We start from the raw sequence: 16,651 nt of genomic DNA, 5'->3' as shown, positions 1-16,651 counted from the left end.
ATCGCCGCAACCTCCCGTCGTGCGCCCTCGTCCTTGAGGGAGGATCTCCGTGTATCTGGGTGCATCCCACCCGCGAGCGGAAGGCCGGACGTTGGAGACTGCGACTGCCGAGTGGGCGGCCACCGAGGACGGCGCCGGACGCCGCGGCGGCGGGCGGCGGTCCGGCGCGTGGTGTGCGGCGCTGCTCTTCGCCGGGGTGAGCGTCGTCGTCGGCTGCCGGACCGTCGGCACCGACGGCGTCACCCCGGTGCCCCAGTTGCTCGCGTTCCTGCCCTGGCTGCTCGTACCCACCGCTGCCGGGCTCCTGTGCACCGTGCTCGCCCGGTGGTGGACCGGCGCGGTGTGGGGCGTCGCCCTGCTCGGGCTGCTGGCCTGGTTCATCGAGCCCTACGGGAAGACCGGCGAGCCCGTCGGGCCCCCCGTCGCCGAGCTGCGGGTGATGACCTCCAACGTCGAGTTCGGCCGGGCCACCGAAGGGCTGGTCGACGCCGTGCTCCGGGAGAAACCCGACCTGGTGTTCGTCCAGGAGTGCGAGTACACCTGCGACGCGGTGCTGAAGCGGGGACTGGCGGCCGCCTATCCGCACCGGCGGGCCGTGGCGGGCGGCGGCTCCGAGGGCTCCGTCATCCTCAGCCGCTTCCCGCTCAAGGGCACCGACGGCATCCCCGGCACCATGGGCATGCCCGGCGCCGTCGCCGACGTCGACGGGCACGCGGTACGGCTCCAACTCGCCCACCCCATGCCGCCGCTCCCCGGCCAGGTGGACGTCTGGCAGCGCGAGCTCGCCGGGCTGCGCGACGCGGCCGCCGCGGACCGGACGACCCCGACGGTGCTCGCCGGGGACTTCAACGCCTCCCAGGACCACGCCGCCTTCCGGCGCATCCTCGACACCGGTCTCAGCGACGCCGCCCGGCTGGACGGCTCGTACCGGATTCCGACCTGGCCGGCCAGGACCACCCCGACGTTCGGCGCCCAGATCGACCACGTGCTGGTGTCCGAGCGGTTCGCCGCGGACCGGGCCCGCTTCCTCGACCTCGCCGACACCGACCACCGCGCGCTGGTCGTCGACCTGACCCTGCACCGCGGCGGCTGACCGGGGCCCGGCCCCCGTCGCGCCCGGAGACGGCCGGGGTGCGGGCTCCCGCGGGAGCCCGCACCCCGGCCGTGTGCGTATCGGTGTCCGCCGGCCCGGTACCCGTCGGCGTCGGCACCGACGTCAGACGCCGATGTCCCGCCCGTCGGCACGCCACACGGCGACCACGGACGGCCGGACGTACGTGCCGGGTCCGTCGGGCCAGGTGCTGCCCGGGTTGTCGACCGACGCCCCGTCCACCTCGCCCGGGTGCTGCACGGCGATCAGCACGCGCCGGTCCTGGATGATCGGGCCGCAGGTCTCCGCGCCCCTCGGCACGGTCAGGAACTGCTTCAGCTCACCGCGCCGCTCTCCGCGCGTGGCGACACCGAAGAGGCCGTCGTGCGAGCCGAGGGCGGCGCCGTCGGTGGAGATCCACAGGTTGCCGTGGTCGTCGAAGGCCACGTTGTCCGGGCAGGAGATGGGACTGACGGAGTCCTTGGGGAAACCGGCGAAGTACGTCGCCGGGTCCTGCGGGTCGCCCGCCACCAGGAACAGCGACCAGGCGAACTTCGTGCTCTCCGGCCGGTTCCGGCGCTCGGTCAGCTCCAGGACGTGGCCGTGCTTGTTGGCGTTGCGGGGGTTGGCCTCGTCCGCCCCGGGGTTCGAGCCGACACCGCGGTTGGAGTTGTTGGTCAGGGCGACGTAGACCTTGCCGGTGACCGGGTTGGGCTCGACGTCCTCGGGACGGTCCATCTTGGTGGCGCCCACCTTGTCGCCGGCGAGGCGCGTGAAGACGAAGACCTCCTCGGCGGTCATGCCCTCGACGTGCGAGACGGCGCCGTCGGCGGTGGCGGTGGCCAGCGGGATCCACTGACCGCTGCCGTCGAACTCGCCGTCCTTCGGGAGCTTGCCGGTGCCGTCGATCTCGATGGCCGGCGAGTCACCGGTCAGCTTGGCGACGTACAGGGTGCCCTCGTCGAGCAGCGTGAGGTTGTGCTCGCGCGCGGCCCGGCTGTTGCCGTTCTTCATCCGCTTGCTGCCGACGAACTTGTAGACGTAGTCGAACCGCTCGTCGTCACCGGAGTAGATGACCGGCCGTCCGTCGTGCGTCAGCCGCACGGTCGCGGCCTCGTGCTTGAACCGGCCGAGCGCGGTGCGCTTGCGCGGGGTGGAGTCCGGGTCGTACGGGTCGAGTTCGACGACGTACCCGAAGCGGTGCGCCTCGTTGGGCTCCTGCGCGAGGTCGAAGCGCTTGTCGAAGCGCTCCCACTTGCGGCCGGTGGCACCGGTGCCGATCCCGTACCGCTTGTCGGTGGCGCGGCCGCCGTTGGCGAAGTACTGGTTGAAGTTCTCCTCGGCGTGCAGCGTGGTGCCCCACGGGGTCGTGCCGCCCGCGCAGTTGTTGAGGGTGCCGAGTACCTTGCGACCGGTCGGGTCGGCGGAGGTCTTCACCAGGTCGGACCCGGCGACGGGACCGGTCAGGCGGAACTCGGAGGTGGCCGTGAGCCGCCGGTTGAGGTGGTGCCGGGTGACGGGCGTCAGCTTGCCGCTCTTCTCGTCCTCCTCGACGACGACCGCCGCGAGCCCGTGCGCGGCCCAGGCGATCTCCACCTGCTCACGGGTGGGGTTCTCGGAGTCGTAGTCGCGGAACATGAGGATCTCGTCGGTGTACTCGTGGTTGGCCACGAGCACCTGTCGGCCGCGCTCACCCTTGAGGGGGAGCAGCGCGAGGAAGTCGACGTTGTATCCGAACTGCCCGGCCTGCGCCGCGGCGGTCTGGTTCTCGGGATCGAAGGCGGGCGCCCCGCGCAGGATCGGCTCGCCCCAGCGGATGACGACGTTCTGGCGGTAGCCCTCCGGCACGGTGACGGCGTCGGCGGTGTTGGGCGCGACCGGCGTGAACCGCAGACCGCGGGCACCCTCCGCCTTGTTGTTGCCGTGGCCGTGACCGTGGCCCTTCCCGGCCGCGGGCACCGCCTGGACCTCGGGGGCACCGGCGAGGCCGACGGCGCCGGCACCGGCCGCGACGACCGTGACGGCGGCGGCGGCCCGCATCATCGAACGACGGCTGAGGGCGTCGGAGATGACGTCACCGACGTACTCGTTGGAGCTGGTGTTGGGCACCTCGTGGAAGCAGGCGTCACCACAACGGAAGCGACAGGTCATGGCGGACCGGCCGCCGGGGTGCGAACTGGACGGCGTTCCGATCAACGGCAGCAGCTTGCGCACGTGTTCTCTCCTTGGAAACCCGGGGTGTCAGCGCGACCGTAGGGGCACATACGTGCGGTAGCCGGGCGCCGGAGTGAACGGAGAGTGAACCTGCGGCAGCATGAAGGGAGTTGCCGGGAGCGCGGCACGACGGCCCGCGCGGGCCGGATAACGGCCTTGACAAGTGCGGCGCCCGATACCCGACCCTACCCAAGATCACCCACAAGGGCCGCTAACCTTACGTGTCCGTCCTGGCCAGGGATTGACGGGCTACAACTCACGCGAAGGGTTGCGCACATGGGCATTCTCACTCTCCTGCGGAACGCGTTCGGTCGGTCACGCAGGGCGAGCACCGCAGAGGCGGAGGGTGCGACGCCGGTCGTCGAAACGGACGGTGCGGAACAATCCGCCCGTGCGGACGAGGCGACCGCGGCCACCCCGACGCCGCCCGACCGGACCGACGAGCCTGCCGCGGCCGCATCAGCGGCCCCGAGGCTTCCGTCCCCCTCCCCCGAACCGACGCCTACGCCGACACCGAAGGCCGAGGCCTCCGTCCCGGAACCCCGTTCCGACGAACACGACCTCGTCTCGGCGGCCTTCGACAACGTAACGCCCCCGACCCCCACCACCCCGGCCCCCTCGACCGCTCCCCCGACAGAAACCCCCGCCCCGAAGCCGACCCCCGAGCCCGAGGCGGCCGAGCCCGAGGCGGCCGAGCCCACAACCGAGCCCGAAACGAAGGCCGAACCCGAGGCGGAAGCCGAGGTCGAGCCCGAGCCCGAGGCCACCCCCGAAGCGAAGGCCACCCCCGAGGCGAAGGCCGAGACGGAGGCCGAACCCGAGGCAGAGGCCGAGAACAAGCCCGAGCCTGAAGCCGCCCCCGAAGCGAAGGCCGAGCCCGAGGCAGAGGCAAAGGCAGAGGCAGAGGCAGAGCCGGAAGCGAAGCCCGAGGCAGCGAGCGCGCCCGAGGCCCCCGAGGCCGAGGTCGCGGCGGCACCCGTAGCCGAGCCCGAGGTCGCACCCGAGCCGGAGGCGAAGCCCGAGGCCGAAACCGAGCCGGAGCCTGCGACGGCTGCCGCCCCGGAAGCACAGCCGGAACCGGAACCGGAATCAAAGCCCGCGCTCGCGCCCGCCGACGGCGAGGACGCCCCACAGGGGCCACCCGCACCCGACAACGAAAGCCGCACGGGTGGTGCGGGTGGGAACCACACCGAGGCCGAAGGCGAAGCCGAGGCCGAGCCGACCACCCCCCCGCTGCCGCAGGCACTCACCACCGCCCACGCCACCGCCGCCACCACCCTCGCGGAGCACGACCTCACCGGCACCCGCGCCGCCGTCTACCTCGTACTCGACCGCTCCGCGTCCATGCGCCCGTACTACAAGGACGGCTCCGCACAGGCCCTCGCCGAGCAGACCCTCGCCCTCGCCGCCCACCTCACCACCGACCCCGAGACCACCACGGTCAAGGTCGTCTTCTTCTCGACCGAGGTCGACGGCACCGGCGAGCTCACCCTCACCGACCACGAGAACAAGATCGACACCCTGCACGCCTCCCTCGGCCGCATGGGCCGGACCAGCTACCACGCGGCCGTGGCCGAGGTCCTCGCCCTGCACGACAAGGCCGCCCCCGCGGGCACCCCCGCCCTGGTGGTCTTCCAGACGGACGGCGCCCCCGACGCGAAGACCCCCGCCACCCAGGCCCTCACCGAGGCGGCGAAGACCCACCCCGCGGTCTTCTTCTCCTTCGTCGCCTTCGGCGACCCGGAGAACAAGGCCTTCGACTACCTCCGCAAACTCAAGACGCCGAACACGGCCCACTTCCTCGCCGGCCCGTCCCCCCTGGAACTCACCGACAAGGAGCTCTACGAGGCCGTCCTGAAGTCCTGGCGCCCGTAGCCCCACGGGGGGCACCCCCAGCACATCCCGCGCCGCCCGCTTCTCAGCACGTAAAACGAGAAGCGGGCGGCGTACCCGTGTCGGCTACGATTTGAAGGTTCCGTACGTTTCGACCTGGGAGCAGCCACCGATGGCTCGACACCTCATCACCAGCGCCCTTCCCTACATCAACGGGATCAAGCACCTGGGCAACATGGTGGGGTCCATGCTCCCGGCGGACGTCTATTCCCGTTACATGCGCCAGCGCGGCCACGAGGTCCTGTACATCTGCGCGACCGACGAGCACGGCACCCCCGCCGAACTGGCGGCGAAGGAGCAGGGCCTCCCGGTCGACACGTTCTGCGCGCAGGCGCACGACGCGCAGAAGGCGGTCTACGACGGCTTCGACCTCGCCTTCGACCACTTCGGCCGCAGTTCGTCGCCGCAGAACGTCGAGATCACCCAGCACTTCGCCCGCCGTCTGAACGAGAACGGTTTCATCGAGGAGCGCTCGATCCGGCAGGTCTACAGCCCGGCCGACGGCCGCTTCCTCCCGGACCGCTATGTGGAGGGCACCTGCCCCCACTGCGGCTACGACAAGGCCCGCGGCGACCAGTGCGAGAACTGCACGCGCGTACTGGACCCGACCGACCTGCTCGACCCGCGTTCGGCGATCTCCGGCTCCACGGACCTGGAGGTCCGCGAGACCAAGCACCTCTTCCTCCTCCAGTCGAAGCTCCAGCACGAGGTCGAGGAGTGGGTCTCCCGGCACGAGGAGGAGTGGCCTCATCTGGCGGCCTCCATCGCCCGCAAGTGGCTGACCGAGGGCCTGCACGACCGTTCGATCACCCGTGACCTGGACTGGGGCGTCCCGGTGCCGGCCGACACCTGGCCGGAGCTGGCGGCCGAGGGCAAGGTCTTCTACGTCTGGTTCGACGCCCCGATCGAGTACATCGCCGCGACGAAGGAGTGGGCGGACTCCGCGCCCGAGGGCGAGACGCGGGACTGGAAGTCCTGGTGGTACGAGGCGGACGACACCGTCCGCTACACGGAGTTCATGGCGAAGGACAACGTCCCCTTCCACACGGTGATGTTCCCGGCCACCCAGCTGGGAGTCCGCGAGCCGTGGAAGAAGGTCGACTACGTCAAGGCCTTCAACTGGCTGACGTACTACGGCGGCAAGTTCTCCACCTCCCAGAAGCGGGGCGTCTTCACCGACCAGGCGCTGGACATCCTCCCGGCCGACTACTGGCGGTACTTCCTCATCGCCAACGCGCCCGAGTCGGACGACTCGTCCTTCACCTGGGAGCACTTCACCGCCACGGTGAACAAGGACCTGGCCGACACCCTCGGCAACTTCGTCAACCGTGTCCTGTCCTTCTCGAAGAAGCGCTTCGGCGAGGAGGTCCCGGCGGACGGCGAGCCCGGCGAGGCGGAGAACCGGCTCGGTGAGGAGATCGCGGGGCTCCTCGCGGAGTACGAGTCCCAGATGGAGGCGAAGCAGTTCCGCAAGTCGGCGGCCGCGCTGCGCGCCCTGTGGTCCGCGGGCAACTCCTACCTGGAGGAGAAGGCCCCCTGGCTGGAGATCAAGACCGACAAGGACGCCGCCGCCCTCACCCTGCGCACGGCGATGAACCTGATCCACCTGTACGCGGTGGTCTCGGAACCGTTCATCCCGACGGCGGCGGCCGCGATGCGCCAGACGTTCTCCCTCGCCGACGACACCGCGACCTGGGTCACCGCCGAGGAGGCCCGCGCTCTCACCTCGGTCCCCGCAGGCACCCCCTTCACCGTCCCGCCGGTCCTCTTCGCCAAGCTGACGGACGACGACCTGGAGGCGTACAAGGAGCGCTTCGGCGGCGAGCCGGAGTCCGCGTAACGACCGCGCACCACCGACGTCAGGGCCCGGGAACAAAGGTTCCCGGGCCCTGACGCGTCCGTTAGCGTCGCGGTACGACCACTCACGCAGGGGGAGCACTCATGGCACTGTTCGGCAACGCACACAGCATCGACCCGGCGTCGGCACAGCAGGACTACGCCCGTCTCCTGGGCCACGGCGAGCAGGTGCACGCCGCCTACCTGCTGATCCGCGACACCATCCTCTTCACCGACCGACGCCTGATCCTGATCGACAAGCAGGGCATCACCGGCAAGAAGACCGAGTACCACTCGATCCCGTACCGCAGCATCACCCACTTCGCCGTCGAGACCGCCGGCCACTTCGACCTCGACGCCGAGCTGAAGATCTGGATCTCGGGCACCCCGGCCCCGGTGGAGAAGACCTTCACCAAGGGCGTCGACATCTACGAGGTCCAGGCCATCCTCACCCAGTTCGTGGCCCGCTGAACCGGACGTCCGGGGAACAAGTCAACGCCCCGCTTCCCTGGAACGTTTCCCCAGCTCCCGAACGGGTGAGTGCCCCCGCATGTGCCCCACGCCGGGATCATGGGCCCACCAGGCTCACTCCCATGGTCACCTCGACACACGAGGTCTCCCATCGGTTCTTCCAGGAGCACCCGGAAGCCCTCGCACCCCTCTTCGAGGCACTGCGGCTTCCCCCACCCGGGAAGCGGAACCCTGGTCGAGGAGACGTACCTGGAGGGCAAGGCCGAGGGAAAGGCCGAGGACATCCTGCGCGCACTGCAGGTACGCGGGCCCACGGTCTCCGACAGCGTTCGCGAGCCCATCACCACCTGCACCGACCTCGACACGCTCACCTCCTGGTTCGATCGCTCCTTGACGGCCACCACGGCCGAGGACGTTCTCAAGGAGGGCCCGACCGTGCCGACGGACGCCTCCGAACAGCCATGAGGACGTGACGTCAGTAGCCGCTCACATCCGTCGTGAACGACGACGAGGGACCGGAACCGATGTCGGACGTCGGTTCCGGGCCCTCGTCGCTGTGCGACTGCTTCGGCTGCGTCTTGCGGACCGTCAGCTGGAGTTCCTCAGTGCGCAGCAGGATGTCGCGGTGCGTGCGCTCGCGGCGCAGGTCCGGGAAGCGGTCCCGTGGCTTGTTCGAGATCCGGGAGCGTGAGAAGGGCTGAAAACCCCCTGGTAGAGTCCGCTCACTTGTGCGAGGGCAGGGGAGGCCCTCGCCGGGAGGGAACCTCACATGGGCAGACACGCCCTGGGACGGGGCGGTCTGGCCGCCACCGTCGCCACGCTCGCGGTCGCCGTCGCGGCCGCGTCCGTCACCGTCCTCACCGGAAGCAGCGACCCCGCGCGGGCCGCGGGCGCGCAGAGCGCGGCCGGCACCACCAGGATCACGCTCACCGACCCGGCCTCGACCCAGCCGCGCGGCGAACGGCCGTTCGCCGCCGGTCCCGGTGGCTTCCTGCACCGGCAGTCGGGAGTCCCCGGACTGCTGTGGACGAGCTACGCCGACGGCGCCACCGTCGGCGTGCGGACCCCGGACGGCGTCTTCACGCAGACGGCGCCGTGCGAGGACCTCGGCTCGACGTGCCGGCAGGCCTGGTACGGCTCGGACGGCGACCTCGTCGCCCTGCCGACGAGCACGTCCGCCACCACCGTCACCCTGTGGGACCCGGCCACCCGCAAGACGTCGACCGTGACGTCCGCGTACCCCTACCGGGCGCTGGCCGGGACCACCGTCGTCACCAGCCGTACCCTCGTCGACACCGTGGACGGCGAGCGCCGCGAGCGCCCCTTCGCACCGGCCGACGTGGTGGTCGACGACGGCTATGTCCTGGCCGCCGACGCGGCCGGGGTGCTGGTCAGGTCGGGCACCAACCTGTACTACATCGACATCGAGTCGGCCGCCGTCACCAAGGCGTTCAGCGGCGTCTCCGCCACCGCCCCCGCCGTCCTGAGCAAGGACAGGATCGGCTGGTACGGCGACGGCGGTCTGCACTTCAAGCCGCGCACCGAGCCGGGCGGCGAGGAGGAGTTCGTCGAGCTGCCGGGTCCCTACCAGAGTGCCAAGCCGGTCCTGATCGGTGACTGGCTGCTGCTGCCGCCGCAGACGGGCGCCAGCAGTCTGACGGCCCTCTCCCTCACCGACGGCTCGTCCCGCACCCTGCTGGAGAAGGCCGGCAGGTTCGCGGTACGCGGACCCGGCGACACCGCTCTCGTCAACGGCGGCACGGGCGCCACCGACTGGTGGGTGCAGCGCGTGAGCACGGCCGCGGACGGCACGCCGAAGCTGACGAAGCTGTACCAGGTGCCCGCGGTCGAGAACGCCAAGACGGGCATCGCCCTCAGCCGCGGCAGCCTGCGGGTCGCACAGGTCGACCCCGGCAACGCCAACGGCCTCCACACCACCTCCGTACGGGCCCTGACGACCAACGGCGGTACGGTCCTCACCGCGCCCCCCGCCACCGAGAGCGCCAAGATCCACCCGAAGTGCCCCTACCCGGGCACCGCGTGCTCGGCCCTGTGGGGCAACACGGTCACCTCGCCCCGGGACGTCTACCTGGAGGGGGCCTCCGACGTCTACGAGGACGGCCCCGTACCGGGCTCGGACCGGCTGGTCCCGATCGGCTACAACGCCCTGGGGTTCAACACCACGGGCGGCAGCATCGTCGACGTCTCCGACGACTACGCGGTCTACAACTCCGGCGGTTCCGCCCCGGCCCAGTACGTCGGCCGGTTCGGCTACGGCCAACTGCTGAAGCGCCCGGTCCAGGCCGCCGCCCTCAACGGCCCCGTGCTGTGGAGCGCCACCACCACCGCCGGCCGGGTCACCTCCTACAGCCTGACGGAGAAGAAGACCCTCACCACGATCACCGTCCCGGGCGCGCGCTGCGTCCCGAGCGAGCTGCAGGCGGCGGGCCGCTGGCTGTACTGGTCCTGCGGAACTTCCTCGGCGGGCGTGTACGACACCAAGGCCGGCACCTCCCGCGCCGTCACCCCGGGTGACGTACTGCTCGGCGACGGCTTCACGGTCCGCCACGACCACGCGGCCGGCACCCTCGTCCTGACCGACGCGGCCACCGGCGCCACCCGCGTGCTGGCCTCCGAGGTGCCGGACACCGGCCTGGCCGCCGACCGCCGCTACCGCTGGACCGTGGACGAGTACACGGGCCTGGTGGCCTGGTTCGACATCCACGAGCGCACCCATGTCGCCACGACCGGCTTCTCCCCGTCGGCCCCGACCGCGTTCACGACGGACGCCGCCGCCCAGGCGGACCTGACCGCCTCGAAACCCTGGACCGGCACCTGGCTGCTGTCCCGCCCCGTCACCTCCTGGTCGCTGACGTTCACGTCCGTGGAGAGCGGCGAGACCGGCAAGGCCACCCGCACCCTCACCGGCGGCGCCGCCACCGCTCGGGTGACGGCGAACTGGGACGGCAGGACGGCGGGCGGTGTCCGCTTCCCCAACGGCCAGTTCAAGTGGAGCCTGAAGGCGACCGGCCTCGGCACCTCCACGGCCGTGACCATCGGCAGCGGCAGCGGCACGCTGACCGGAGGCTCGCCCGTACGCCACGACTACAGCGGTTCGGACGGCACCGGCGACCTGCTCACCATGAACTCCACGGGCTCCCTGACCGTCCACCGGGGCACGGGCAAGGGCACCCTCTCGTCCAAGGTGGGCGGTACCGGCTGGCCGAAGGGGACCACGGTCGTGCCCTTCGGTGACCTGAGCGGCGACCGCTGCAACGATCTCGTCGTACGGCCGAGCAACGGCTCGCTGCGGCTGTACAAGCCGAAGTGCGGGGCCGCGCTGAAGGCGTCGACGCCGTACACCACGATCGGCAAGAGCGGCTGGAACCAGTACGACATCATGGTCTCGACCGGTGACATCACCGGGGACGGACGCCCGGACCTGATCGCCCGCAAGGCGTCCACCGGGGACATGTACCTCTACAAGGGCACCAGCGCGGGCAAGCTCTCCGCCCGCGTCAAGATCATGAGCAACTGGAAGACGTACAAGAAGATCGTCGCCGTCGGCGACATCACCGGTGACGGCGTCGGCGACCTGCTCGCCCAGGACAAGTCCAACAACCTCTACCGCTACAACGGCACACGCACCGGCACCTTCAAGGCCCGCGTCAAGATCGCCACCAAGTGGGGCGGCTCCTACAACGCCGTCGTCGGCGTGGGCGACCTCAACCGCGACGGCATCGGCGACCTGATCTCCCGGGACACCTCCGGCAAGCTGTTCCGCAACTACGGCAACGGAAAGGGCGGCATCGGCGCACGGACCCAGATCGGCACCGGCTGGGGCGGATACAAGGCCCTGTACTGACCGCGTCCGAACAGAAAGCGGCTCGGAACCGGACACCGGTTCCGAGCCGCTTTCATGCCGTGCCCGTGGCCTACTTCGGCTGCGGCTTGCGGACCGTCAGGTGGAGTTCCTTCAGGCGGGCCTCGTCCAGTTCCGTCGGCGCGCCCATCATCAGGTCCTGGGCGTTGCCGTTGAGCGGGAAGGCGATGGTCTCGCGGATGTTGGGCTCGTCGGCGAGGAGCATCACGATGCGGTCGACACCGGGCGCGATGCCGCCGTGCGGCGGGGCGCCGAAGCGGAACGCGCGCAGCATGCCGGCGAACTGCTCCTCGACGGTGTCGCGGTCGTAGCCCGCGATCTCGAAGGCCTTGAGCATGATCTCCGGCTCGTGGTTCCGGATCGCGCCGGAGGACAGCTCGACACCGTTGCAGACGATGTCGTACTGCCAGCCCAGGATGTCCAGCGGGTCCTGGGTCTCCAGGGCCTCCAGACCGCCCTGCGGCATGGAGAAGGGGTTGTGGGAGAAGTCGATCTTCCCCGTCTCCTCGTCCTTCTCGTACATCGGGAAGTCGACGATCCAGCAGAAGCGGAAGACGTCCTCCTCGAAGTGGCCGGCCCGCTTCGCGGCCTCCACCCGGACCGCGCCCATGATCTTGGAGACCTCGTCGAACTCACCCGCGCCGAAGAACACCGCGTGGCCGGGGGCGAGAGCCAGCCGCTTGGTCAGCTCCGCGACGTTCGCCTCGGTCAGGAACTTCGCGATCGGGCCGGTCAGCGAACCGTCCTCGGTCACCCGCACCCACGCCAGGCCCTTCGCGCCCTGCGCGACGGCGTAGTCGCCGAGCTGGTCGAAGAACTTGCGCGGCTGAGCGGAGACGTCCGGCACCGGCAGCGCGCGGACGTGCTTGCCGGCGAACGCCTTGAACTCCGAGCCCTCGAAGACGTCGGTGATGTCGACGAGCTCCAGCTTGGCGCGCAGGTCCGGCTTGTCGGAGCCGTACTTCAGCATCGCCTCGCGGAACGGGATCCGCGGGAACGGCGAGGTCACGTGCCGTCCGTTGCCGAACTCCTCGAAGAGCTCGGTCATGAGCTTCTCGATGGGCTGGAAGACGTCCTCCTGCTCGACGAACGACATCTCCACGTCGAGCTGGTAGAACTCGCCCGGCGAGCGGTCCGCGCGGGCGTCCTCGTCGCGGAAGCAGGGCGCGATCTGGAAGTAGCGGTCGAAGCCGGAGATCATCAGCAGCTGCTTGAACTGCTGCGGGGCCTGCGGCAGCGCGTAGAACCTGCCCGGGTTGAGACGCGACGGGACGACGAAGTCGCGGGCACCCTCGGGGGAGGTGGCGCTGAGGATCGGCGTCGCCATCTCGTTGAAGCCCAGTGCCGTCATCTTGTGACGGATGGCCGAGATCACCGCCGTGCGCAACAGGATGTTGCGGTGCATGCGCTCGCGGCGCAGGTCCAGGAAGCGGTACTCCAGGCGCCGCTCCTCGTTGACCCCGTCCTCGGTGTTGATCGTGAAGGGGAGGGGGGCCGCCGCGCCCAGCACCTCGACCTCGCCGACCTCGACCTCGATCTCACCGGTCGGCAGCTCGGCGTTGACGTTCTCCGTGCCGCGGGAGACGACCTTGCCGTCGATCCGGACGACGGTCTCCTTGGAGAGCCGGTCGAGGGTCTCGTAGGAGGTCGTGCCCGGGCGGGCCACGAGCTGCGTGATGCCGTAGTGATCGCGCAGATCGATGAACAGGATGCCGCCCAGGTCGCGCCGATTGTGCAGCCAGCCGCTCAACCGGACGTCGGTGCCGACGTCAGAGGCGCGGAGCTCGCCGCAGGTGTGGGACCTGTACCGATGCATCGTCGTTCATCCAGCCTTCGCGGATCGGGGTCTTGGTGTCGGGGTCTTTGTTTCACGTGAAACTCCCCCAAGCCTACCGGCCACCCCAAGATCACTTGCCCCGGACGATCCGCCGGTCACGAGAACAGCGTCGGTGGCGTTTCCCCATCGAATCTTCATAAAGTGGGGCAATGCGAACTGGTGAGCCCCTGCCGTCCATGGGGGATGTCCTCGCCCTCCTCGACACCGGCAGATGGCACTGGGACACGGCGACCGGGCTGGTCGTGGTCGACGGGGTGGCGGCACGACTGCTGGGGCTGCCCGCCGAGGAGGTCACCCTCACGGAGCCCCAGGTGCGATCCCGGCTGCACCCGGCCGACTGGAACGAGATCACCGGGGTGGTCCAGCTCGCCGTCACCGAGGGCACGCTCGCCGAGATGCGCATCCGGGTCATGGACGACCGGGGGCAGGTCGTGCGGGTGGTGCGCAGCCGCTCCAAGCCGACCTTCGACCCCCTGCGCAAGGCGTACGTACTGACCGGCACCCTTCAGGAGGTCACCGAGCCGGCGCCGGGCACCCCCGCGGGACGCAGGGCGGTCATCGGTGACTGGCGCCGGTCACGGGAGGCGTTCCTGCTGGACGCCGGCCGGGCGCTGGCCGAGGCGCGCTCGACCCAGGAGGTACTGCGGGTCGCGGCCAACCTGGCGATGCCGGGCTTCTCACCGGACGGGTTCGCGTTGTTCGGCGTCGCGGGCGACCAGCTCACCGTCATCGGCCACCACGGGCACGAACCCGGCGCCGAGGGCTCGTTCCACATGCCGCTGGACACCGCCTACCCGGCCGCCGAGGTGATACGAACGGGCCGCGCCGTCTATCTCTCCAGCCCGGAGCAGTACAAAGCCCGCTACCCCCTCACCTGGCCGCTCGCCGAGCGCTTCGGCCGTCAGTCCTGGGCGTTCCTGCCGCTGGTCGTGTCCGGCCACACGATGGGCACCTGGCTGGCGGCCTTCGCCCACCCGGTCGCCTTCACCCCCGACGAGCGGTCGGTGCTGACCACCGTGGCACGGATGCTGGCCCAGGCGCTGTCCCGCGCGGGGACCGCCGAGAGCGAGCGGGCCCTCACCGACGGCCTGCAGCGCTCGATGCTGCCGAAACTCGGCCCGCAGCGCATCCCGGGAATGAGCGTCGCCGCCCGGTACGTCCCCACCGGCGGCGGCCTCCAGGTCGGCGGCGACTGGTACGACGTCATCCCGCTGCCGAGCGGACGGTTCGCCCTGGTCATCGGCGATGTGCAGGGCCATGACGTCCAGGCGGCCGGGATCATGGGCCAGCTGCGCATAGCCCTGCGGGCGTACGCCTCCGAGGGGCACCGGCCCGACGCCGTGCTCTCCCGCGCCTCCCGCTTCCTGTACGGGATCGGCGAGGCCGACCCCTACGAGCTGCGCTTCGCGACCTGCCTGTACGTCGAGGTCGACCCCGTCGGCGGGGTACTGGAACTCGCCCGTGCGGGACACCCCGATCCGGCGGTCCGCATGCCCGACGCGACCGTGCTGACCCGGCCGACGGCCGGCGGGCTCCCGCTGGGCATCGACCCGGACGCCGACTACCCCACCACCCGAATGGTCCTGGAGCCCGGCGAGACCATGCTGGTCTGCACGGACGGTCTGATCGAGACCGGCGGCCATGACCTGGACACCGGCTGGCAGCGGCTGCGCGGCATCCTCGAACACCACCGGGGCGACCTGGAGGGGCTGGCCGACGCCCTGGTGCAGGCCGTCCACGGCCCCTCCTCGCACCACACCACCGGGCCCCTGATCGACCGCCGCGAGGACGACATCGCCCTGCTGCTGCTCTCCCGACAGGGCCACGGCACCGAACAGCCGTGGGTGCGCCGCACCATGCTGACGGTGGAGCAGGCCGAGCCGGAACGGGTCTCGGAGGCCCGGCAGCACCTGCGCGAACTGCTGCACGACTGGTGCTCGCCGGACCAGGTCGACTCGGCGGTACTGCTGCTGTCGGAGATGCTCACCAACGTCCTCGTGCACACCGACACCGACGCGCTGCTCCTCGCCGAGGTCGTCGACGGACGGGAGGGACGCCGGATGCGGATCGAGGTCACCGACGCGGGCGACGCCCTCCCGCACCGGCGCACACCCGGCGAGCTGGCCTCGTCCGGCCGCGGCCTCCTCCTGATCGAACTCCTGGCCCACACCTGGGGCGTCGCCCCCCGGGGCAAGGGGAAGAGCATCTGGTTCGAGCTGCACGAACCGCGTGAACCCCATGAACCGGACGAGCTGCACGAGCTGCACGAACCGGCTGCCGCGCCGGACGCCGCCGCTCGGGCGAGGGCCGGGCCCTCACGGTGATGCCTGCGGCGGAGCCTGTTCCCCCGGTGCGGTGTGGCGCCGGCGCAGTTCGCTCAGGACGCCGACGGCCGCCGCCGTCAGCGGCACCGCCATCAGCATGCCGACGATCCCGGCGACCGAGGCACCCGCGGTGATGGCGAGCATCACGACCGCCGGATGCATCTGCACGGTGCGGCTCTGGATCATCGGCTGGAGCACGTGCCCCTCCAGCAACTGCACCGCGAGCACCACGCCGAACACCCACAGCGCGATGACGAACCCCCGGTCGGCCAGCGCCACCAGCACGGCCACCGCCCCGGAGATGAACGCCCCGAGGTAGGGGATGTACGCCCCGACGAAGACCAGCGCGCCCAGACCGACGGCGCCCGGCACCTTGAGGACGAGCAGCCCGACGGTGATGCAGAGGGCGTCGATGAGTGCGATGAAGGTGGTCCCGCGCATGAACCCCTCGACTGCCTGGAAGGCCCGGCGGGCCACGGCCATCGCCGTGTCCCCGGAGCCGCGCGGCACCAGCCCGCGCAGGGTGTCGGCGGCGCGGTCGGAATCACGCAGGAAGAAGAACACCAGCAGCAGCGCGAGCACCGCCATGGCGATTGCCTGGCCCACCACGCTGACCCCGCTGAGGACACCCGACGCGGCCGTACCGCCGAACTTGGACAGCAGTTCGCGCGCGTTCCCCGCGATGTCGTCCAGCGAGGTGCCGGCCGCCCCGAAGTGCCGGGTGAGATCCCGCGCCGCGATCCTGAGCGAGGCGATGATCTGGTCCCCGGAGTCGATCAGCGCGGACACGACGATGTACACCGCGCCGCCGACCACGGCGACGACCGCGACACATGTGAGCCCCGCCGCCAGGGACCGCTGCACCCCGGCCCGCACCAGCCGCCGGTGCAGGGGCAGCAACAGCGCCGTACCGAGGAGGGCCAGCAGTACGGGGATCACGGCCGTCCGGAGCTGCACACACAGCAGGATCCCGACGTAGCCGACCCCGGAGACGAGCAGGGCGACGGCACACCAGGCGGCGAGACGCCGGACGGATTCGGGCAGCAGCGGAGGCGGAGAGGAGTCCTGCACACCCCCACACGATCACGCCCGACACACCCTGT

Annotated in this window: 10 protein-coding genes; 7 read left to right on the top strand and 3 right to left on the bottom strand. The window is 70.8% G+C overall.

Annotated features, from left to right (window positions below; translation table 11 throughout):
• Window positions 1–91 precede the first annotated feature (91 nt).
• A complete protein-coding gene (locus ACVW19_RS17485; protein WP_457460287.1) occupies window positions 92–1,093 on the top strand; it encodes an endonuclease/exonuclease/phosphatase family protein in 1,002 nt (333 codons plus the stop codon).
• A gap of 123 nt (window positions 1,094–1,216) precedes the next feature.
• On the opposite strand, the gene ACVW19_RS17480 is transcribed toward ACVW19_RS17485, so the two are convergent.
• A complete protein-coding gene (locus ACVW19_RS17480) occupies window positions 1,217–3,304 on the bottom strand; it encodes a PhoX family protein (protein WP_457460286.1) in 2,088 nt (695 codons plus the stop codon).
• 276 nt (window positions 3,305–3,580) lie between these two features.
• On the opposite strand from ACVW19_RS17480, the gene ACVW19_RS17475 reads away from it, so the two are divergent.
• The 5 genes from ACVW19_RS17475 to ACVW19_RS17455 all read left to right on the top strand — a co-directional run bounded on the left by ACVW19_RS17475 (window position 3,581) and on the right by ACVW19_RS17455 (window position 11,369).
• Complete coding sequence (locus tag ACVW19_RS17475; RefSeq protein WP_457460285.1) at window positions 3,581–5,179, top strand: VWA domain-containing protein; 1,599 nt, start codon at window positions 3,581–3,583, stop codon at window positions 5,177–5,179.
• A 130-nt stretch (window positions 5,180–5,309) separates the two neighbouring features.
• Entirely contained in the window at window positions 5,310–7,037 is a 1,728-nt protein-coding gene (gene metG / locus ACVW19_RS17470; RefSeq protein WP_457460284.1) for a methionine--tRNA ligase, read from the top strand.
• Window positions 7,038–7,138: 101 nt separating this feature from the next.
• Window positions 7,139–7,504, top strand: a complete 366-nt coding sequence (locus ACVW19_RS17465) for a PH domain-containing protein (protein ID WP_202274765.1) — start codon at window positions 7,139–7,141, stop codon at window positions 7,502–7,504.
• 99 nt (window positions 7,505–7,603) lie between these two features.
• Window positions 7,604–7,969 (top strand): hypothetical protein, encoded by a 366-nt coding sequence (locus tag ACVW19_RS17460; RefSeq protein ID WP_457460283.1) that lies wholly within the window; start codon window positions 7,604–7,606, stop codon window positions 7,967–7,969.
• A gap of 304 nt (window positions 7,970–8,273) precedes the next feature.
• Window positions 8,274–11,369: an FG-GAP repeat domain-containing protein gene (locus ACVW19_RS17455; RefSeq protein WP_457460282.1), complete on the top strand. Its 3,096-nt coding sequence runs from the start codon at window positions 8,274–8,276 to the stop codon at window positions 11,367–11,369.
• Between the two features lie 70 nt (window positions 11,370–11,439).
• Here ACVW19_RS17455 and aspS read toward each other — a convergent pair whose 3' ends face one another.
• Window positions 11,440–13,203, bottom strand: coding sequence for an aspartate--tRNA ligase (gene aspS, locus ACVW19_RS17450; protein ID WP_457460281.1), 1,764 nt, complete (start codon window positions 13,201–13,203; stop codon window positions 11,440–11,442).
• Window positions 13,204–13,373: 170 nt separating this feature from the next.
• Here aspS and ACVW19_RS17445 point away from each other — a divergent pair, with 170 nt between their 5' ends.
• Window positions 13,374–15,548 carry a SpoIIE family protein phosphatase gene (locus ACVW19_RS17445; protein WP_457460280.1) on the top strand — a complete coding sequence of 725 codons (2,175 nt, stop codon included), beginning with the start codon at window positions 13,374–13,376 and terminating at the stop codon, window positions 15,546–15,548.
• Here the strand turns inward: ACVW19_RS17445 and ACVW19_RS17440 are convergent.
• Window positions 15,540–16,619 carry an AI-2E family transporter gene (locus ACVW19_RS17440; RefSeq protein WP_457460279.1) on the bottom strand — a complete coding sequence of 360 codons (1,080 nt, stop codon included), beginning with the start codon at window positions 16,617–16,619 and terminating at the stop codon, window positions 15,540–15,542. The two genes, ACVW19_RS17445 and ACVW19_RS17440, sit on opposite strands and share 9 nt — an antisense overlap.
• Between the last annotated feature and the right edge of the window lie 32 nt (window positions 16,620–16,651).

This window comes from Streptomyces sp. TE5632 (assembly GCF_054061295.1).
The sequence above is the reverse complement of the archived record's forward strand: the minus strand, read 5'-3'. Positions and strand labels throughout refer to the sequence as shown.

Coding starts and splice junctions, on each gene's coding strand:
- ACVW19_RS17475 (WP_457460285.1), top strand. CDS start 3,581: ATGGGCATTCTCACTCTCCTGCGGAACGCGTTCGGTCGGTCACGCAGG.
- metG (WP_457460284.1), top strand. CDS start 5,310: ATGGCTCGACACCTCATCACCAGCGCCCTTCCCTACATCAACGGGATC.
- ACVW19_RS17465 (WP_202274765.1), top strand. CDS start 7,139: ATGGCACTGTTCGGCAACGCACACAGCATCGACCCGGCGTCGGCACAG.
- ACVW19_RS17460 (WP_457460283.1), top strand. CDS start 7,604: ATGGGCCCACCAGGCTCACTCCCATGGTCACCTCGACACACGAGGTCT.
- ACVW19_RS17455 (WP_457460282.1), top strand. CDS start 8,274: ATGGGCAGACACGCCCTGGGACGGGGCGGTCTGGCCGCCACCGTCGCC.
- aspS (WP_457460281.1), bottom strand. CDS start 13,203: ATGCATCGGTACAGGTCCCACACCTGCGGCGAGCTCCGCGCCTCTGAC.
- ACVW19_RS17445 (WP_457460280.1), top strand. CDS start 13,374: ATGCGAACTGGTGAGCCCCTGCCGTCCATGGGGGATGTCCTCGCCCTC.